Below are 19,349 nucleotides of genomic sequence, written 5' to 3' on the forward strand. Positions count from 1 at the left end.
GTCAGCGGGCAACGGGCGCGCTGCTGGCGCGCCGGGTCAGGGTGGGCGGGAGCAGGGTGGCGGCCGGGACGGGCACGCCGTCGAGCTTGGACATCAGCAGCTCCACGGCGCGGCCGCCGACCTCCTCGGCGGGGATCGCGACGGACGACAGCGGCGGCTCGGCGTGCTCGGCCATCTCGTCCGGGCACAGCGCGACGACGGACACGTCCTCGGGGACGCGGCGGCCCGCGGCGCGCAGCGCCCGCACGACCGGGCCGACCACCGGCTCGTTGTGGACGAGGACGCCGGTGAGGCCGGGACGCTCGGCGAGCAGCCGCGCGACCAGCTCGCGGGCGGCGTCCGCGGTGGACTCGCACGGGTGGACGTCCCCGGTCAGGCCGTGCTCGCGCACCGCCGCGGCGAACCCGTCGGCGACCCGCTGGGCGTAGCCGGTCTGCCGCGCGTACACCTCGGGCGGGGAGCCGATCAGCGCGATCTCCCGGTGCCCGAGCTCGGCGAGGTGCTCGACGCAGACCGCGCCGGCGGCGTGGAAGTCGAGGTCGATGCAGGTCAGGTCGTCGGCGTCGGCGGGGAAGCCGATGAGCACGCTCGGCCGGTCCAGGGAGCGCAGCAGCGGCAGCCGCGGGTCCTTCATCTGGACGTCCATCACGATCAGCGCGTCGACGAGGGCGCTGTCGGCGACGCGGCGCAGCCCGTCCTCGCCCTCCTCCTGGGTGAGCAGCAGGACGTCGTGGTCGTGGCGGCGGGCGGCGGTGACGACCGAGACGGCGAACTGCATGACGACGGGCACCGCGATGCCGGAGCGCAGCGGGATCATCAGCGCGAGCACGTTGGACCGGCTGCTGGCGAGGGCGCGGGCGCCCGCGTGCGGCCGGTACCCGAGCTCGCGGATGCTCTCCCGGACGCGCCGCCGGGTCTCCTCGGAGATCGAGCGCTTGCCGCTCAGCACGTAGGAGACCGTGCTCGGCGACACTCCCGCGTGCCGCGCCACATCAGTGATCTTGACCACGGACCGTCCCGTCGTCCTCGAAGGGGTGGAGAGTGCGAATGATCGTAGCCCGGCCCGACCCGGTCGGGGCGCGGGCGCGGGACGGCCGCTCCAGCCCGATGACCGCGAGGGCCGAGCCGGCCACCGCCGCGCCCGCGAGGGCCGTGCCGCGCACCCCGGTCAACGGCAGCAGCGCTCCGCCGAGCAGGGCACCGCCGGCGATGCCGACGTTGAAACCGGCGGACGTCCACGCCGAGGCGATGTCGGTGTCGCCCGGCGCCGACTCCAGCACCCTGGCCTGCATGGCGGTCGCGGCGCCCGGCAGCCCGATGCCGAGCAGCACGAGCATGACGACCGCGGGGATCGCCGCGGCGCCGAACGCGAACAGGCCGAGCAGCGCGAGCGCCAGCACCGCGGTGGACCCGGCGAGCAGGGCGCGCGGGCCGCGGTCCACCACGACGCCGGCGATGACCACCCCGGCGATGTCGGCGACGCCGTTCGCCAGCAGGAGCGGGCTGAGCGCCGATTCCGGGAAGCCGCTGACGCGGGTCAGGAACTCGGCGATGTAGGTGTAGGCGGTGAAGACCCCGCCGACGACCAGCATGATCGTGACGACCAGCAGCCGGAAGCGCCGCGCGTCCGGATCGGTCGCCGCGACCGGGTTCGGGCCGTCCGCCCTGCCGCCGGGCAGCAGTGCGGCGATGGCCGCGAAGGAGATCAGGCACAGGACGCCGAGGACGGCGAAGGACGTGCGCCAGCCGGCGACCCGTCCGATCCACGCCCCGGCGGGAACGCCGAGGACGATGGCCAGCGACCCGCCCGCGAACACGTAGGCGGCGGCCCGGCCCCGCGACTCCGGCGGCAGCAGGCCGGCCGCCGCGACCACGGCCACCGGCCAGAACACCGCCTGCGCGAGCGCGGTCACGAGCCGCGCGCCGAACAGGGTGCCGTAGCCGGGGGCGGCCGAGGCCGCGAACGTCATGACGACGAACACGGCCATCACGCCGGTCAGCAGCCGGCGGCGGCCCATCCGGACCGTGATCCGGACGAGCGGGACGGAGACGACCGCGACCACGATCCCGTAGCCGGTGACGAGCAGGCCGACCGCCGACGGGGAGACGTCCAGGTCCTCCGCGATGAGCGGGAGAAGACCTATCGGCAGGTTCTCGGTCGTGCCGAAGGCGAACGCGGCCAAGGCAAGGGCCGCGACCGCCGCTCCCGCGCGTGCCCCGCTCATGACGGCCCACGGGCGATGGTGTCGCGGTACCAGGAGGCGCTGTCCTTCCAGGTGCGCTCGCCGGTGGTGTAGTCGACGTGGACGAGGCCGAAGCGCTTGGAGTAGCCGTAGGCCCATTCGAAGTTGTCCAGCAGCGACCAGGCGAAGTAGCCGCGGACGTCGGCCCCGGCCTGGCACGCCCTCTCGACGGCGGCGATGTGATCGCGCAGGTAGGCGACGCGCCGGTCGTCGCGGACGCGGCCGTCGTCGTCCACGACGTCGTCGAAGGCGGCACCGTTCTCGGTGATCATCAGCGGTGTGTGCGGGTACTCGCGGTGCAGCCGCAGGAGAAGCTCCTCCATGCCGGTCGCGTCGATCGGCCAGCCCATCGCCGTGTGGGGGCCTGGCTGTTCGGCGAACTCGACGTCGTCGCAGCCGACGAACGGGGTCGCGGCGCCTGGGCGGTGGCCGTCCGCGTGGGCCCGCGGGGACACTCCGTCCCACTCCCGGACGAGGGTGGGCGAGTAGTAGTTGACGCCGAGGATGTCGAGCGGCGCGGCGGCGATCTCCGCGTCGCCATCGTGCAGGAAGCTCCAGTCGGTCAGGTGCGCCGTGTCGTCCAGCAGGTCGGCGGGGTAGCCGCTGCCGAGCATCGGGTCGAGGAACACGCGGTTGGAGACGGCGTCCACCCGCCGGACGGCCTCCGCCTCGCCGCGCAGATGGTGCAGGTTGAGCGTGACCGAATGCTGCGCGGATGGGGAGACCACGCCGCGCAACGCCCGGACGGCGAGACCGTGGGCGAGGTTGAGGTGGTGGGCGGCCCGGAGCGCGGCCACCGGGTCGGTGCGGCCCGGGGCGTGGACGCCGGACCCGTAGCCGAGGAACGCCGAGCACCACGGCTCGTTCAGCGTCGTCCACGTGTGGACGCGGTCGCCGAGGACGCGTCCGATCCGCTCGGCGTAGTCGGCGAACCGGCGGGCCGTGTCGCGCTCGGGCCAGCCGCCCGCGTCCTCCAGGACCTGCGGCAGGTCCCAGTGGTAGAGGGTCGCGACGGGGGCGATGCCGTGTTCGAGGAGCTCGTCGACCAGTCGGGAGTAGAAGTCCATGCCCTTCTGGTTGGCGGTTCCTTCCGGGAGGACGCGCGACCAGGAGATGGAGAACCGGTAGGCGCCGATGCCGAGTTCGGACATCGTCGCCACGTCCTGTTGCCGGCGGTGGTAGTGGTCCGTGGCGACGTCACCCGTGTCGCCGTTGAGGACCTTGCCGGGAGTATGACTGAACGTGTCCCAGATGGACGCTGCGCGGCCGTCCTCCTGGGCGGCCCCCTCGATCTGGTAGGCGGCGGTGGCCGCTCCCCACAGGAACCCTTCCGGGAACCCCATCAGTTCTCCTCTTCCAGGGTGATGAGCACTTCGCCGCTGGTCGACTTGACGAGAACACCGTGCGGATGGTCGGAGCGCTCGCCGCCCTCTACCGCGGTCACCCGTGCGTTGACGAGAAGAACGTTCCAGGCTCCCTCGCCTGTCACGCGCAGGCTTTTACCGTTTCTCGTCGTGGTGAACGTGCGGTCGCCTATCTGGGTGACGACCGTGGTCCCGTCGGACGGCTCGTACACGCGCAGCGTGACGCCGTCGGCGTGGTCGTAGTCGGGACGATCGTCCACGGCCCCCTCAGGAAGGACCGTCCCAGGACGGACGAGCAGCGGCACGCTGTCGAACCCGTGCCGCTCCCGAACCCAGCGTCCGCCTTGGATGCGTTCGCCGGTGAGGTAATGCGTCCACACACCTTCCGGCACGTAGTACGAGACCTCGCCATCGGACGAGAACACGGGCGCGACGAGGAGGTCGTCACCGAGCATGTACTGGCGTTCCAGGTGCGTGCAGGCGGGGTCGTCCGGGAACTCGACGAGCATCGCCCGCATGATCGGCAGCCCTTCGCCGTACGCCTGGCGGGCGGCTCCGGCGAGGTAGGGCATGAGCCGCATCTTCAGATGCGTGAACTCCCGGAGGACGTCCACCGACTCCTCGTCGAAAAGCCACGGCACCCGGTAGGAATGGCTGCCGTGCAGGCGGCTGTGCGAGGACAGCAGACCGAACGCGATCCACCGCTTGAACAGCGCCGGGTCGGGCGTCCCCTCGAAACCGCCGATGTCGTGACTCCAATAGCCGAACCCCGACATGCCCAGGGAAAGACCACCGCGAAGGCTCTCCCCCATGGCCTCGAACGTCGATTCGGAGTCACCGCCCCAGTGCACGGGAAAGCGCTGCCCCCCGGTCGTGGCGGAGCGGGCGAAGACCACCGCCTCGCCCTCGCCGCGCTTCTTGCGGAGCAGGTCGAAAACCGTCTGGTTGTAGAGGTATGTGTAGTAATTGTGGGCCCGTTCCGGGTCAGAGCCGTCGTGGTAGACGACGTCCGTTGGGATGCGCTCGCCGAAGTCGGTCTTGAAGCAGTCCACGCCCATGTCGAGCAGCGCTTCGAGCTTCCCGGCGTACCATTCCCGCGCCTCGGGGTTGGTGAAGTCGACCACGGCCAGGCCGGGCTGCCACTTGTCCCACTGCCACACGTCCCCGTTGGGGCGCTTCAGCAGATAGCCGTGGGAGCGTCCCTCCTCGAACAGAGGTGAGCGCTGCCCGATGTAGGGATTGATCCAGACGCAAACGCGCAGCCCACGTTCCCGCAGCCGTCGCAGCATCCCCCCGGGATCCGGGAAGACACGCGGGTCCCACTCGAAGTCGCACCACTGGAACTCGCGCATCCAGAAGCAGTCGAAATGGAAGACGCTGAGCGGCAGGTCGCGAGATGCCATGCCCTCGATGAACGAGGTCACCGTCTCCTCGTCGTACGAGGTGGTGAACGACGTGGACAGCCAAAGCCCGAACGACCATTCCGGCAGCCGGGCGGGCCGCCCGGTGAGGGCCGTGTACTTGCGCAGGATCTCCTTGGGAGTGGGCCCGTAGATCACGAAGTACCGCATCGACTGGCCCTCGACGCTGAACTGCGTCCGGGCGACGGCCTCCGACGCCACTTCGAACGACACGCGCCCGGGATGGTCGACGAACACGCCGTAGCCCGCGTTCGTCAGGAAGAACGGCACGTTCTTGTACGCCTGCTCGCTCGCCGTCCCGCCGTCGGCGTTCCACACGTCCACGGCCTGGCCGTTCTTCACCAGTGGCCCGAACCGTTCACCGAGCCCGTAGACGAAGTGGTCGACCCCGAGATCGAGTTGTTCCCGCACGTAATGGCGTCCGTCGTCGGTGTCGATGACGGCCTGCGCCTTCGGCGCGCTTCCGGTCAGCCGGCGTCCGCCCGCGAGGAAATCGACGCCCCATTCCTCACCCCGCCCGACCCGCACCGACAACGCACCGGACGTCAGCGTCGCCGCTTCGTCGTCCACGGTCACTTCGCCGGTCGGATCGGTGGCCAGATCGAAATCGGGGCCGCGCCGCCGCTCCCCCGCGAAATGGGTGAGGGTGACGCCGATGACGTCCGGCATCGGCGACTCGCAGGTCACCGTCACCACCGGCCCTTTGAGCAGGTCGCCCCGGTGCCTGATCCGCTGAACGGGCGCATAGACCTTGAAAGAGCCCAGCCCGGCGTCGACGTCGAGGACCTCCACCGGATGAAACGCCCGCACACCCTCGCGCATCATCCAGTAGCCATCGCTGAACTTCATTACTTAATGGCCCCCGCTGTCAGTCCGCGCGAGAGAGTGCGCTGGAAGATGAGGAAGAAGACGACGGTCGGGAGGAGGCCGAGCAGCGACGCGGCGCTGGACATGGTGGCGTCCATGAGGCGCTGTCCCTGCAGCACGCCGAGCGCGACCGAGACCGTCTGGTTCTCGTTGGAGATGAGGAAGACCATGGGGATCAGGAACTCGTTCCAGGTCCACACGAAGAAGAACACGAGCAGCACCGACAGCGTCGGCCGGACGACCGGGACGACCACCCGCCACAGCACCTGCCAGCGCCCGGCGCCGTCGATCCGCGCCGCCTCCAGCAGCGGGCGCGGGAACGCCGTCATCACGGACGACAGCAGGTAGGTGCCGAACGCGCTCTGGATGACCGTGAACACGATGATCACGCTGATCCTGGTGTCGTACAGGCCGACCTGCTTCGACATGTAGTACAGCGGGTAGACGAGCGCCTCCTGCGGCAGCGTGTTCGCCATCAGCAGCAGGACGAGCACCCACATCCGTCCCTTGATCCGCCCGATGCCGAGCGCGTACGCGTTCAGCACCGACAGCAGCACGGCGAGGATCGCGACGGACCCGCTGATGATCACGCTGTTCAGCAGGACGTGCCCGAACCCGACGCGCTCCCAGAACTCCTGGACGGCGTCCAGGTTGAAGCCGTCCGGCGGCGACAGCGGACCCTTCGAGGAGTACTCCTGCGGCGTCTTCAGCGCGTTGAAGACGACCACGACGAACGGGATCAGCATCACGCCGGCCAGCGCGACCAGTGCCACCAGCACCGCGTAGGCGGACGGGCCGCGCCGGCGCGGGCGGCGCGCCGTGCCCGGCCGGCCGCGCGGCGGCGTCCCGGCCTTCTTGGTAAGCGTCGCCGTCATCGGGCCCTGCCTTTCTGGGGGGCGACCCCCAGACCCCCGGGCCTGGAGGCCCGAAGATCCTCGCTTCGCTGCGGTCATCGGGCCTCCTCCAGATCACGGCCCTGCATGCGCAGGAAGACGACGGTCAGCGCGATGATGACCAGCGTCAGCACGGTCGAGATCGCCGAGCCGTAGCCCACGTCCGACTTCTCGAAGAAGTTGACCCAGGAGTAGTAGGACGGCACGTTCGTCGCCCCGCCCGGGCCGCCCTTGGTGAGCACGAAGATCTGCGGGAACGCCTTCAGCGCGGCGATCGTCGTCCACAGCAGGACCACGAAGATCTCGGGCCGGATCTGCGGGATCGTGATGTGCCGGAACCGGCGGGCCCAGGTGGCGCCGTCGATCTCCGCCGCCTCGTAGAGCGACGGGTCGACCCGCTGCAGCCCCGACATGAAGATCACCAGCGGGAATCCGATCTGCATCCAGACCATGACGCCGACGACGCTCCACAGGGCCGTGGCCGGGTCGCCGAGCCAGTCGTGCGCGAGCGAGCCGAGGCCCACCGCGTCCAGCAGCGAGTTGACCGCGCCGTTCTCGGGGGCCAGCAGCCAGCTCCACACCACGCCCGCGATGACGACCGGCAGCACCTGCGGGAGGTAGAGGCAAGCGCGCAGGACGCTCGCGGTGCGCGGCCCGAAGTGCCGGTCCACGAGGTCGGTCAGGGCCGAGGCCAGCACCAGCCCGATCATCGTCGGGACGATCGCCATCCCGACGATGATCAGGATGTTGTGCCGGAACGAGGCCCAGAACTCGCCGTCCTCCACCAGCTCCCGGTAGTTGCCGAGCCCGATCCACTTCGGGGTGCCGACGCCCGTCCACTCGGTGAAGCTCGTCCCCAGGTTCATCAGGAACGGCACGCCGATGACGGCGATGAAGAGGAGCAGGCCGGGGAGCAGGTACGGCAGGTACGCCAGCTGCTCCCGCGACCGGCCACGGCCCTGTTGCATCACTTCGGCAGGCCGCCGTCGTAGGTCTTCTGGATGTTGCCCAGGACCTCGCCCGGCGCGGTGCCGTTCATCAGCTTCTGGATCTGCGACACCCAGGCGTCGTAGAAGCCGGCGACCGGCCAGTCCGGGTAGTAGGCCAGCCCGTCGGTCTGCGTCAGCTTGTCGAAGTCGGCGATGAGCTTCTTGGCCTTGGCGTCGGTGATCGCGGACTGGTCCGCCGCCACCGGGACGCCGCCCGCGTTGCCGAGGATGTTCTGCACCTTCTTCTTCATCGTGATGTCGATGAAGTCATAGGCGAGCTGCTTGTTCTCCGAGCCCTTCGGGACGACCCACAGGTTCCCGCCCGAGCCGAGCGTCATCTTGGCGCCCGGCCAGACGGCGGTCTCCCAGTCGAACTTCGCCTCAGCGGCGACCCGGCCGAACCACCAGGATCCGGAGAACATCATCGGGAACTTGCCGCTCATGAACGCGACACCGGCGTCCTCCGCCTTGAGGCTGACGGAGTTCTTGGCGACGTAGCCCTTCTTCACCCAGTCGGCGAAGGTCGTCGCCCCGGCCGTCCAGGCGGCGTCGTTGAAGTTCGTCTTGCCGGTGTAGCGCTGGAAGGCGTCCACCCAGGAGCGGTCGGCCTTGTCGAGGGCGAGCTGGTAGACGAACTGGTGCGCCATGTACTCGGCGCCCGCGTTGGTCAGCGGCGTGACGCCCTTCGCCACGAACTTGTCCATCGCGGCGGTGAGCTCGGCGTAGGTGGTCGGGATCTCGACGTCGTACTTCTTGAACAGGTCCTTGTTGTAGTAAACCTGCAGGTACTCGGCATAGTTCGGCACGCCGTACCATTTGTCGCCGCCCATCGTGCCCTTGGCGTCGTACTTGGCGGTGACCTGGACGTTCGGGCTGATCAGCTTGTCCCAGCCGCGCTTGGTGACCTCGGGGGTGAGATCGGTGAGCAGTCCCTGCTTGGACAGCAGGCCGGCGGTCGCGTTGCCCTTGTTGTACTCCATGACGTCGGGGGCGTCCTTGGAGTTCAGGACCATCGGCGCGGTCTTCTGGATCTGCTCGAAGCCCTTCTCCTCGAACTTCACCTTCACGCCGGGGTGGGTGGCCTCGAACTCCTTGATCGCCTCGTTCCAGGCCTTGCCCATGGCGCTGTCGGGGGCCTCGTAGTGCCAGAGCTTCAACTCCTTGCCGCCGGAGCCGCCGTCGTCGCCGCCGCACGCGGTGAGCGACAGCGCCGCCGCGGCAAGGGCGGCGAGCACCGCCGCACTCCTGCCTGCCTTGATCATGGTCTTCCTCCGGGGGTGGGACCGAGTGCCTGTCGAAGCGCTTCGATTGCCGGGATGCTAAGCCCTGGGTGAGCCGCGACACAATAGGCGGACCCGCATCAATTCGGGCACGGCCACACTGACCTGCAAAAACAGGCTGGGAGCGCTCCCATGATCGGGATCAGCCCCGGCACTCCCCGCCGTTCAGGGTGAACCGCGAGGGCGTGCCGTTGTCGCCGTCCTGCCGGCCGAGGAACCCGAACTCCGCGGTCCCGCGCGGCGGGATCGACCGGTTCCAGTCCGCCGCCGTCACCGTGACGGACGCCCCGTCCTGCTCCTGGGCGCCGTTCCAGATCTGGGTGATGGCCTGACCGTCCGGGAACGCGAAGCCCAGCTTCCAGCCGTCGATCGCGGCGCCCCCGAGGTTGGTGATCCGCACGGTCGCCTGGAAACCCTGCGGCCAGGCCCCGTCCACCCGGTACGAGACCGAGCACGCGATCGCCGCCGTCCTTGTCGCGGACGGCGGCGCGGACGGCCCCGCCCCCGCGCGGTCGGAGGAATCGGGCGCCAGCGCCGCGAGGAGCGCGGCCACCACCGCCGCCGCACCCACCGCGGCCCCGGCGATCACCAGCGGTTTCCGCGCGGACGCCGGTGCCGGCTTCCCGGACGGAGGTGAGCCGCCAGGAGCGGCCGGCCCGCCGGAGGACACCGGCTCACCCGCGGTCTCCCGGGGTTCTGCGGGTGGGGCCGGATCGTCCAGGACGACCGTCGGCACCTCCGTCGGATCCTCCGGCGGATCCGGAAGCCAGCGGCCGTGGTCGGCGGGTGGGGCCGCCTCGTCCGACGGGAGACTGGCCAACTGGATGCCGGCGGCGCCGGCCAGCAGGCGGGCGACGTCGGTGGCGGACGGCCGGGCCCCCGGGTCGGGGGCCATGCACCGGTGGCAGAGGTCGGCGACCTCGTCCGGAGTGTCCTTCCGGAAGGTCGAGGCGGGGGTGGGCGGGGCGCCGGTCAGGCACTCGTGGAGGACGACGCCCAGAGAGTAGATGTCGGCCGCCGAGGTCGGGGCCGTGCCGGTCAGCAGTTCGGGGGCCACGTAGGCGGGGGTGCCCAGGACCTCGCCGCCGGACGTGCCCGTGAACGCGATGCCGAAGTCCAGGACCTTCACGCCGACCGGGGTGAGGAAGACGTTCGCGGGCTTGATGTCGCGGTGGACGACGTCGGCGGCGTGCGCGGCGGCCAGCGCGTCCGCGACACGGGCGCAGATCCCCGCCGCCTCGCGCCACGGCAGCGGGCCGCGGGCCAGCCGCGCCGACAGGGTCTCTCCGTCCAGCAGTTCCATGACCACGTAGGGGATACGGCCCCGCCGGCCCACCAGGCCGGTTTCGTGTTCGCCGTAATCGAAGACGCCGGTGATGTTCGGGTGGGTGAGCGCCGCGGCGGCCTGCGCCTCCCGGCGGAGCCGCCGCGTGAACTCCTCGGGCCGGCCCTCCAGCGGCACCTTGACCGCGACGGCGCGGTCGAGGACGAGGTCGACCGCGCGCCAGACGGTCGCCATGCCGCCGGCGCCGAGGGGCCGTTCCAGGCGGTAGCGCTCCCCGAGGCGGTCGCCCGGGGCGACGATGTCCGGCATGGACGCAGCCTATGCCGGATCAGGGCACGAGGTACCGGTTGTCGCGGACGTCGGTGATCGCCATGTGGCCGGGGGCGTGCCCGATCGCGAGCTTCGGGCGGGACGCCATCACGGCGGCCTGCGGCGTCACGCCGCACGCCCAGAACACGGGGATCTCGTCCACCCGGACCTCGACCGGGTCGCCGAAGTCGGGGGCGCCGAGATCGTCGATGCCGAGTTCGAGCGGGTCGCCGACGTGCACCGGGGCGCCGTGGACGGACGGGTACCGCGCCGTCACCCGCACCGCGTCGGCCACCTGCGCGGCCGGGACCGGGCGCATCGACACGACCAGCGGGCCGCCGAACTCGCCGGCGCGGCGGCACATCCGGTTCGTCCGGTACATCGGCACGTTGCGGTTCTGCTCGATGTGCCGGACCGGGACCCCGGCCTCGCGGAGCGCGTCCTCGAAGGTGAAGCTGCACCCGATCAGGAACGACACCAGGTCGCCCCGTCAGTACCCGGTCACGTCGGACACCTCGGCCACCGGTTCGCCGTGCTCGTAGACGACGTAGCCGGGCAGGTCCGTGCGCAGGTCGCCGGCGAACAGGGAGGCGGACACCTCGCCGGGTTCGGTGACGTCCAGGACGGGGCACGGCTTGGGGTTGCGCTGCGCGAACAGCAGCAGGTCGAACGCCTGCTCCCGGGGGACGGCGATGAGGTTCGCCTGCGTCCAGCCCGCGCACCAGCCCGAGGTGGGCACGCGGAGGCCGGCGCGGAACAGCGCCCTGGCCTGGCCGGGCGACAGTGCGCCCGGGTCGATGGGTGCGGTCATGGTCTCTCCTTTCCGAGCGGTGGCGCGGGATGCGGCACGAAGCGGAGCCGCTGTCCCGGACGGGCCTGCGCGGCACGTCCGATGTCGGCGGAGGCGACCACCGCGATGACGGGGTAGCCGCCCGTCAGCGGGTGGTCGGCGAGGAACAGCACCGGCAGCCCGGACGGCGGGACCTGCAGCGCCCCGGTGACGGTCCCCTCGCTGGGTAGTTCACCGCGGCCGGCGTGCGGCAAACCGGGTCCGTCCAGCCGCATGCCGACGCGGTCGATCTCGCTGGTCACCGTGTAGGCGGCGGTGAAGAGGACGTCCAGCGCGCCTGGGGCGAACCAGTCGTCGCGGGGCCCGGGCACCGCGCGCAGTCCGATGTCGCCGGCGGGCGGCGGGCGGACGGGCAGGACGTCCAGGAGCGGGGCGCCGGCGGGCGGCGGGCCCACTGGGAGCAGGTCGCCGGGCCCGAGCGGGGCCGGGCCGAGCCCGGCGAGCGTGTCGGTGGACCGGGACCCGAGGACGGGCGGGACGGCGATGCCCCCGCGGACGGCCAGGTAGCTGCGGAGCCCGGTGGGCGGGGAGCCCATCCGGAACTCGGCCCCGTCCGGGAGGTGGAAGACCGAGTAGGGCGCCTCGGGGCGGCCGCCCGCCAGCAGCGGGGCCGGTGCGCCGGTCACCGCGGCGAACACGCCGCCCCGGCAGCGGACCCGCAGGCCGCCGAACGTGACCTCGATCGCGGCGTCGCCCTCGGCGTTGCCGAGCAGCCGGTTGGCGAGGCGAAGCGAGCCCGGGTCCGCGGCGCCCGACACCCCCACGCCGAGCGCCGCGTGACCCGGGCGGCCCAGGTCCTGGACTGTCGCCAGCGGCCCTGTCCCGAGAACGTCCAGTCCCCGCTTCATGGTTCCCGCTGGACGAAACGGACCCGGACCCCCGGGCGGAGCAGAGCGGGCGGGTCGCGGTCGAGGTCCCATAGCACGGCCTCCGTGCGTCCTATGAGCTGCCAGCCGCCCGGGGACTCGACCGGGTAGACGCCGCTGAAGCGTCCGGCGAGGCCGACCGCGCCCGCCGGGACGCGGACGCGGGGCGTCGCGCGGCGCGGGACGTCCAGCCGCGGGTCGCCGCCCTCCAGGTAGCCGAATCCGGGCGCGAACCCGGTGAACGCGACCCGCCACGGGGTCCCGGTGTGGGCGGCGACGACCTCGGCCGGAGTGAGGCCGGTGCGGCGGGCGACCTCGCCGAGGTCCTCGCCGTCGTAGACGACGGGGATCTCGGCGGTGCCCGCGCCGCCGTCCGCCGTGCCGGGCCGGGCGGCGCGCACCGCGGCGGCGACCGCGGCCTGGTCGGCGGACGGATCGAGCAGCAGGGTCAGGGTGCGGGCCGCCGGGACGAGGTCGGCGACGCCGGGCGGCGGGGACGCCGACAGGGCCGCGTACAGGCCGAGCATGTCCGCCAGGCCGGGCAGCTCGACCAGCAGCGCCGCGTCGCCGCTCGGGAGGATCCGCACCCCGCCCCTCACTTCCACAGGTTGTCGAGCTCGGACAGGCTGTTCCAGCCGAGGTAGAGGGAGAGCAGCCAGGCGGCGGCGCCGAGGGCGAGGAGCCAGAGCGGGTACCGGTAGCCGCCGAGCAGGTCGCGGCGGCGGCCCGCCGCCCACAGCAGCACGGCGAGCCCGAACGGCAGGATCAGCCCGTTCAGCGCCCCCGCGAGGATGAGCAGCTTGGCCGGGGCCGTCCCGATCGCGAGGTAGATGGCGGTGGAGACGAGGATGAACGCCACGACGAGGCGGTTGCGGTACCGCTCGACGAACGACGAGAACGACACCAGGAACGACACCGAGGTGTAGGACGCGCCGATCACCGAGGTGATCGCCGCCGACCACATGATCAGCCCGAAGAGGCGGAGCCCGGCCTCGCCCGCCGCGTGCTCGAAGGCGGACGCCGGGGCGTTGTCCTTGGCGAGGGTGACGCCGCCGGCGACGACGCCGAGGACGGCGAGGAACAGCAGCACCCGCATCAGGCCGGTGACGAGGATGCCGGTGACGGCGCTGCGGTTGATCTCCTTGACGTTCTCGCTCCCGGTCAGCCCGGACTCGATCATGCGGTGCGCGCCCGCGTAGGTGATGTAGCCACCGACCGTGCCGCCGATCAGGGTGGTGATGACGAGGAAGTCGACCGTCCCGGGGGCGACGCTCTGCTTCAGCGCGTCCCCGACGGGCGGCTCGGACACGAACGCGACGTACAGGGTCAGCAGGATCATCAGCGCGCCGAGCACGACCACGATCCGGTCCATGGCGACGCCCGCCCGCCGGATCAGGAAGATCGCGATGGCGGCCAGCGCGGAGAGCGCGCCGCCGATCTTGACGTCCAGGCCGAGCAGCGCGTTCAGCCCGAGGGCCGTGCCGGCGATGTTGCCGATGTTGAAGACCAGGCCGCCGAAGACGTCCAGCGCGGCGAGGCCGTAGCCGGCGCCGGGCAGCACCCGGTTGCCGAGTTCCTGTGCGCGCATGCCGGAGACGCCGACGACGCGCCACACGTTCAGCTGGATCGCGATGTCCACCAGGACGGACACGAGGATCGCGAACGCGAACGCGGCGCCGAGCTTGGCGGTGAAAACGGTGGTCTGGGTGATGAAGCCGGGCCCGATGGCGCTGGTGGCCATCAGGAACATGGCGCCGAGGAGCGCGCTGCGGCGCGAGGGGGCGGCGGTCGTGGGGTGCTTGTCCAGGGTGGTCCGGTCCGTCATGGGCGGGCCCCTTCCAGGGGGTGAGCTTTCCGCCAGGGTAGAGATTGTTCAACAATCCATCAAGAGACCTGTTGATGCATTCTCCTGCCACTGCGGCTAGGCTGACGGGCACACCAACGCGCGCGCGGTGTCCCGCGCCGACCCCGGGGAAGGTGGCTGATGCCCGTGCCGGCGCAGGGTTCGTGGCTGACCGACATCGCGGCCGCCCGGCACGATCTCGACCGGACCAGCACCGCCGCGCGGATCGCCGACCTGCTGCGCGAGAAGATCACCGATGGGCGCCTCGCGCCCGGGGAGCGGGTCCGCGAGGAGGAACTGGGCGAGGCTCTGAAGGTTTCGCGCAACACCGTACGCGAGGCGTTCCGGCTGCTCGCGCAGGAGCGGCTCCTCGTCCACGAGTTCAACCGCGGCGTGTTCGTGCGCCGTGTCACCGCCGACGGGCTCGCCGACCTGTACCGGGTCCGGCGGATCCTGGAGTGCGAGGGGGTGCGGTGCGCCGCGGGCACCACCCGCGCGGCGCTCGGCCGGGTCGAGGCCGCAGTCCTGGACGGCGAGCGAGCCGCCGCGGCCGGGCGCTGGCCGGACGTGGGGACCGCCGACATCCACTTCCACCAGGCCCTCGCCGCACTGGTGGGCAGCCCCCGAGTGGACGAGATGACCCGGCACCTGCTGGCCGAGATGCGGCTCGTGTTCCACGAAATGGGCTCGCCGCGCGAATTCCACGAGCCGTACCTCGCCCGCAACCGGCGCATCTACGACCTGATGGCGCGCGGCGACCTGGCGGGGGCCGAACGGGAACTGCGCTCCTACCTCGACGACGCCGAGTCACAGCTCACGAAGGCCTACCGCGAGGGCGCGTAGTTCATGACGTGGTCGTGAAGCAGTTGCGGGGCCTGCGGGTCGGCGCGGCGGAACGCCTCGATCAGCTCGGCGTGCTCGGCCGACTTGGAGTAGATCTCCGTGTGGTGCAGGCGGAGGGACAGGGTCGTCCACAGCTCGATGCCGAGCCCTTCCCACACCGAGACGAGCAGCCGGTTCCCGGCCGTCTCGACGATCTCGCGATGGAAGGCGATGCTGAGCCGCATCTGCTCGTGCAGGTCACCGGTCCGCGCGGCCTCGCCCAGCCGGCGGTTGTGCTCCTCCAGCTCGTCCAGGCAGCCGGCGAGCCGGGGCAGGGCCAGCTCCACGGCCGTCCGCTCCAGCCCGGCGCGGACGGGGAAGATCTCGGCGAGGTCCCGCTCGGTGAACTCCCGGACGCGGGCGCCGCGGTTCGGCAGCGACTCGATCAGCCGCTGCGCCTCCAACTGGCGCAGCGCCTCGCGGACCGGGCCCTGGCTCACGCCGAGCTCGGTGGCGATGCGGCGCTCGACGATGCGCTCGCCCGGCTCCCACCGGCCGGAACTGATGCCCTCCACGATGAACTCGCGGATCTGGTCGGCGAGTCCGGTGCGGAGCAGCTGGGCGGGGATCGGCGCGTTCACGGGATCACATGTTAGACGGAGCGTCGGTAAGTAACTCTTGACGGATCGGCGAGTAGACTCGAATATGATCGATCATAGATCAAAAATGATCGGGAGTGTCGTGGCGATCCTACGGCGCTGCCCCGGACAGAGGAAGGTCGCCGATGGCTGAGACCGTCCAGTCGGCCAACAGGGCCGCCCCGGCCCGCGCCCGGAGGACGCGCGGCGCCAAGGCCCCCCGGCCGAAGACCGCCGCGACGCCGGCGACGCCCGCCCCGGCGGCCGACGCCGAGACGCTCGTCGGCTACTACCGGCAGATGCTGCTGATCCGGCGGTTCGAGGAGCGGGCCGCCCGCGCCTACACCGAGGCCAAGATCGGCGGCTACTGCCACCTGAACCTCGGCGAGGAGGCCACCGTCGTCGGGCTGATGGCGGCGCTGCGTCCCACCGACTACCTGTTCACGAACTACCGCGAGCACGGCTACGCCATCGCCAAGGGCATCGGCGCGGACCGTGTCATGGCCGAGCTGTATGGCCGGTCCACGGGCGTGTCCAAGGGCTGGGGCGGGTCGATGCACCTGTTCGACGCCGAGGCCCGGCTGCTCGGCGGGTACGGGATCGTCGGCGGCCAGGTGCCCCTCGCCGCCGGCGCGGCGCTCGCCGTGTCCTACAAGGGCGGCGACGAGGTCGTCATGTGCCACATGGGCGACGGGACGACCGCGATCGGCGCGTTCCACGAGTCGCTGAACATCGCGGGCCTCTGGAACCTCCCGGTCGTCTTCGTCGTGATCAACAACGGCCTCGGCATGGGCACGACCGTGGAGAACTCCGCCGCCGAGCCCGAGCTGTACCGGCGCGGCGCCGCCTACCGGATGGAGAGCGCCCGGGTGGACGGCACCGACGTGGTCGCGGTGCGGGACGCCGCGCGCGTCGCCGTCGAGCGCGCCCGCGCGGAGAGCAGGCCCTACCTCCTGGAGACCGTGAGCCCCCGGCTGAAGGGCCACTCGGTGGTCGACCCGGCCCGCTACCGGTCCAAGGAGGAGAAGGAGGCGCTGAAGACCGCCGACCCCCTCGCCCGGATGGCGCTGGACCTGGAGGAGGCCGGGATCCTCTCCCACGACGACCGCGACCGGCTGGACGCCGAGATCAAGGCCGAGGTCGACGCGGCCGCCGCGTTCGCCGACGAGAGCCCCGCGCCCGAGGTGTCCACGCTGTTCGACTACACCTATGCCACCCCCGTTCAGGGCGAGCTCCGCCGGCTCCCCGCCGACCCCGTATTCGGTTCCTGAGAGGCACCCCCATGGCAACCGCGACCTACCGCCAGGCCCTCCGGGACACGCTCCGCGCCGAGATGCTCCGGGACGAGAACGTCTTCCTCATGGGCGAGGAGATCGGCCTCTTCGAGGGCTCCTACAAGATCACCGAGGGCCTGCTGAAGGAGTTCGGGCCGCGCCGCGTCCGGGACACCCCGATCGCCGAGGAGGGCTTCGTCGGCGCCGCGATCGGCGCCGCCATGCTCGGCCTCCGGCCGGTCGTGGAGATCATGACGATCAACTTCTCGCTGCTCGCGCTGGACCAGATCGTCAACCACGCCGCGAAGATCTACGGCATGTTCGGCGGGCAGGCCAGCGTGCCGATGGTGATCCGCACGCCCGGCGGCGGCGGGCAGCAGCTCGGCGCCACCCACTCGCAGAACGTCGAGCTGTTCTACTCGTTCATCCCGGGGCTGAAGGTCGTCGCGCCGAGCACGCCCGCGGAGGCGTCCGCGATGCTGAAGGCCGCGATCCGGGACGACGACCCGGTGCTGTTCCTGGAGAACCTCGCCCTCTACAACAGCAAGGGCGAGCTGCCCGCGGCGGTCGAGGACATCGAGCCCGCGGAGATCGGCCGCGCCGCCGTCACCCGGCCGGGCACCGACATCACGATCATCGGCTACTCCCGGATGGCGCGGGTCGCCGCGGAGGTCGCCGAGACCCTCGCCGCCGAGGGGATCTCCGCCGAGGTCGTCGACCTGCGCAGCCTGCGTCCGCTGGACCGGCGGACGATCGTGGACTCGGTCCGCAAGACCGGCTCCGCCGTGGTGGCCGAGGACGACTGGCTCACCTACGGCATCGGCGCCGAGATCGCCGCGACGATCCAGGAGGGCGCGTTCGACTGGCTGGACGCCCCGGTCCGCCGGGTCGCGATGGCCGAGGTGCCGCTCCCCTACGCCAAGTCCCTGGAGACGGCCGCGCTGCCGTCGGCCGAATCCCTGCTCACCGCCGTCCGCGCCACGCTCCGCGCGACCGGCCGTCCCGTCCTGGAGCCCGCCCGATGACCGAGATCCTCATGCCCCGCCTCTCCGACACGATGGAGGAGGGCGTCATCAGCTCCTGGCAGAAGCAGCCGGGAGACGAGGTCGCGGTCGGCGACGTGATCGTCGACATCGAGACCGACAAGGCGGTCATGGAGTACGAGGCCTACGAGGCCGGCGTGCTCGAGAAGATCTTCGTGGCCGAGGGCGAGTCCGCCGCGATCGGCGCCCCGATCGCCGTGATCGTCCCGGCCGGCGGCGCCGCCGCGCCCGCGGCCGAGCCCGCCGCCGAACCGGCACCGGCCGCCGAACCGGAGCCGGAGCCCGCGCCGGTGGCCGCCGAGGCTCCCGCGCCCGCCGCGGCCCCTGCGCCGGCGCCGGTGCCGGCGCCGGCACCGCAGCGTCCGGCCGCGTCCCGGCCGCCGTCGTCGCCGCTGGCGCGCCGGCTGGCCCGGGACCACGGCATCGAGCTGGCGACGCTGAACGGATCGGGGCCGGGTGGACGCATCGTCCGCGCCGACATCGAGGCCGCGGTCCGCGCCGGCGTCCAGGCCCCCGCCCCGGCTCCCGCGGCGTCCGCCCCGCCCGTCCAGGGTCGGCCCGCCCAGGCTCAGCCCGTCCAGGCAACGACCGACGACCCGGACGTCGAGGCCGTCCCGCTGAACCGGTTCCGCAAGGTGGCGGCCAAGCGGCTCACCCAGAGCAAGCGCGAGGCGCCCCACTTCTACCTGAACCGCGAGGTGGACGCCGAGGCGCTGCTGGCGTTCCGCGCCACGCTGAACGAGGCGCTCGCCCCGGCGAAGGTCAGCGTGAACGACCTGGTCGTCAAGGCCGTGGCGACCGCGCTGCGCGAGCACCCGGCGGTGAACGTCTCCTACACCGAGGAGAACCTGCTCTTCCACAAGCGCGTCCATGTGGGCGTCGCGGTGGCGGTCGCGGACGGCCTGGTCGTCCCGGTCATCCGGGACGCCGACCGCAAGAGCGTCTCGCAGATCGGCCAGGAGACCCGCGAGCTCGCCGGCAAGGCCCGCGAAGGCAAGCTCTCCGCGCAGGAGATGAGCGGCGGGACGTTCAGCGTCAGCAACCTCGGCATGTTCGGCGTCGACTCCTTCTCCGCGGTGATCAACCCGCCGGAGGCGGCGATCCTCGCCGTGGGAGCCGTCCGGGACGAGCCGGTCGTCCGCGACGGCCAGGTGGTCCCCGGCAAGCGCATGGCGGTGACCCTCTCGGTCGACCACCGCGCCACCGACGGCGCGACGGGCGCGAAGTTCCTGGCCCGCCTCGCCGAGCTGCTCCAGAACCCGCTGCTCATCGTGGCCTGACGCTCGGAACATCACCCCCGGCCTCCGGCGACGTCGACCGTGAGGCCGGGGTTCGATCGTGGCCGTATCCGGCCAGCCGGCG

16 protein-coding genes and 1 pseudogene are annotated in these 19,349 nt (G+C 71.8%); 4 read left to right on the top strand and 13 right to left on the bottom strand.

Features of this window, described 5'->3' with window-relative positions; all coding sequences use genetic code 11:
• Position 1: 1 nt before the first annotated feature.
• From ACQPXG_RS31735 to ACQPXG_RS31790, 12 genes and pseudogenes are all read right to left on the bottom strand, one after another.
• Positions 2-1,009 carry a LacI family DNA-binding transcriptional regulator gene (locus tag ACQPXG_RS31735; RefSeq protein ID WP_433462810.1) on the bottom strand — a complete coding sequence of 336 codons (1,008 nt, stop codon included), beginning with the start codon at positions 1,007-1,009 and terminating at the stop codon, positions 2-4.
• The gene (locus ACQPXG_RS31740) at positions 993-2,225 is read right to left on the bottom strand and encodes an MFS transporter (protein ID WP_433462811.1); all 1,233 of its coding nucleotides are present in this window, start codon (positions 2,223-2,225) and stop codon (positions 993-995) included. Before ACQPXG_RS31740 ends, ACQPXG_RS31735 begins: the two co-directional genes overlap by 17 nt.
• Positions 2,222-3,586: a GH1 family beta-glucosidase gene (locus ACQPXG_RS31745; RefSeq protein WP_433462812.1), complete on the bottom strand. Its 1,365-nt coding sequence runs from the start codon at positions 3,584-3,586 to the stop codon at positions 2,222-2,224. Before ACQPXG_RS31745 ends, ACQPXG_RS31740 begins: the two co-directional genes overlap by 4 nt.
• Positions 3,586-5,877 carry an alpha-xylosidase gene (gene yicI / locus ACQPXG_RS31750; protein WP_433462813.1) on the bottom strand — a complete coding sequence of 764 codons (2,292 nt, stop codon included), beginning with the start codon at positions 5,875-5,877 and terminating at the stop codon, positions 3,586-3,588. The genes ACQPXG_RS31745 and yicI overlap by 1 nt, the downstream gene beginning before the upstream one ends.
• The gene (locus ACQPXG_RS31755) at positions 5,877-6,770 is read right to left on the bottom strand and encodes a carbohydrate ABC transporter permease (protein WP_433462814.1); all 894 of its coding nucleotides are present in this window, start codon (positions 6,768-6,770) and stop codon (positions 5,877-5,879) included. Before ACQPXG_RS31755 ends, yicI begins: the two co-directional genes overlap by 1 nt.
• A 74-nt stretch (positions 6,771-6,844) precedes the next feature.
• The gene (locus tag ACQPXG_RS31760; protein WP_433462815.1) at positions 6,845-7,756 is read right to left on the bottom strand and encodes a carbohydrate ABC transporter permease; all 912 of its coding nucleotides are present in this window, start codon (positions 7,754-7,756) and stop codon (positions 6,845-6,847) included.
• A complete protein-coding gene (locus ACQPXG_RS31765) occupies positions 7,756-9,039 on the bottom strand; it encodes an ABC transporter substrate-binding protein (protein ID WP_433462816.1) in 1,284 nt (427 codons plus the stop codon). Before ACQPXG_RS31765 ends, ACQPXG_RS31760 begins: the two co-directional genes overlap by 1 nt.
• Before the next feature lie 160 nt (positions 9,040-9,199).
• On the bottom strand, positions 9,200-10,651 hold the full coding sequence (locus ACQPXG_RS31770) for a protein kinase domain-containing protein (protein ID WP_433462817.1): 1,452 nt from the start codon (positions 10,649-10,651) through the stop codon (positions 9,200-9,202).
• A gap of 19 nt (positions 10,652-10,670) precedes the next feature.
• Positions 10,671-11,462: pseudogene (locus tag ACQPXG_RS31775) on the bottom strand (putative hydro-lyase).
• A complete protein-coding gene (locus tag ACQPXG_RS31780) occupies positions 11,459-12,349 on the bottom strand; it encodes a biotin-dependent carboxyltransferase family protein (protein ID WP_433462818.1) in 891 nt (296 codons plus the stop codon). Before ACQPXG_RS31780 ends, ACQPXG_RS31775 begins: the two are co-directional and overlap by 4 nt.
• A complete protein-coding gene (locus ACQPXG_RS31785; protein WP_433462819.1) occupies positions 12,346-12,954 on the bottom strand; it encodes a 5-oxoprolinase subunit B family protein in 609 nt (202 codons plus the stop codon). The genes ACQPXG_RS31780 and ACQPXG_RS31785 overlap by 4 nt, the downstream gene beginning before the upstream one ends.
• Positions 12,955-12,962: 8 nt before the next feature.
• Entirely contained in the window at positions 12,963-14,192 is a 1,230-nt protein-coding gene (locus ACQPXG_RS31790) for an NRAMP family divalent metal transporter (protein WP_433462820.1), read from the bottom strand.
• Between the two features lie 159 nt (positions 14,193-14,351).
• Between ACQPXG_RS31790 and ACQPXG_RS31795 the strand changes: the two genes are divergently transcribed.
• Entirely contained in the window at positions 14,352-15,053 is a 702-nt protein-coding gene (locus ACQPXG_RS31795; protein WP_433462821.1) for a GntR family transcriptional regulator, read from the top strand.
• Here the strand turns inward: ACQPXG_RS31795 and ACQPXG_RS31800 are convergent.
• Positions 15,035-15,673 carry a GntR family transcriptional regulator gene (locus ACQPXG_RS31800; RefSeq protein ID WP_433462822.1) on the bottom strand — a complete coding sequence of 213 codons (639 nt, stop codon included), beginning with the start codon at positions 15,671-15,673 and terminating at the stop codon, positions 15,035-15,037. The two genes, ACQPXG_RS31795 and ACQPXG_RS31800, sit on opposite strands and share 19 nt — an antisense overlap.
• A gap of 143 nt (positions 15,674-15,816) precedes the next feature.
• On the opposite strand from ACQPXG_RS31800, the gene pdhA reads away from it, so the two are divergent.
• From pdhA to ACQPXG_RS31815, 3 genes are read left to right on the top strand one after another with little or no spacing between them, the layout of a single operon-like run.
• On the top strand, positions 15,817-16,941 hold the full coding sequence (gene pdhA / locus ACQPXG_RS31805) for a pyruvate dehydrogenase (acetyl-transferring) E1 component subunit alpha (protein WP_433462823.1): 1,125 nt from the start codon (positions 15,817-15,819) through the stop codon (positions 16,939-16,941).
• 11 nt (positions 16,942-16,952) lie between these two features.
• Positions 16,953-17,969 carry an alpha-ketoacid dehydrogenase subunit beta gene (locus tag ACQPXG_RS31810; RefSeq protein ID WP_433462824.1) on the top strand — a complete coding sequence of 339 codons (1,017 nt, stop codon included), beginning with the start codon at positions 16,953-16,955 and terminating at the stop codon, positions 17,967-17,969.
• Positions 17,966-19,267 (top strand): dihydrolipoamide acetyltransferase family protein, encoded by a 1,302-nt coding sequence (locus ACQPXG_RS31815; RefSeq protein WP_433462825.1) that lies wholly within the window; start codon positions 17,966-17,968, stop codon positions 19,265-19,267. The genes ACQPXG_RS31810 and ACQPXG_RS31815 overlap by 4 nt, the downstream gene beginning before the upstream one ends.
• Positions 19,268-19,349 lie beyond the last annotated feature (82 nt).

Origin of the sequence: Spirillospora sp. CA-128828, assembly GCF_050945415.1 — a bacterium.
Lineage (GTDB): Bacteria > Actinomycetota > Actinomycetes > Streptosporangiales > Streptosporangiaceae > Spirillospora.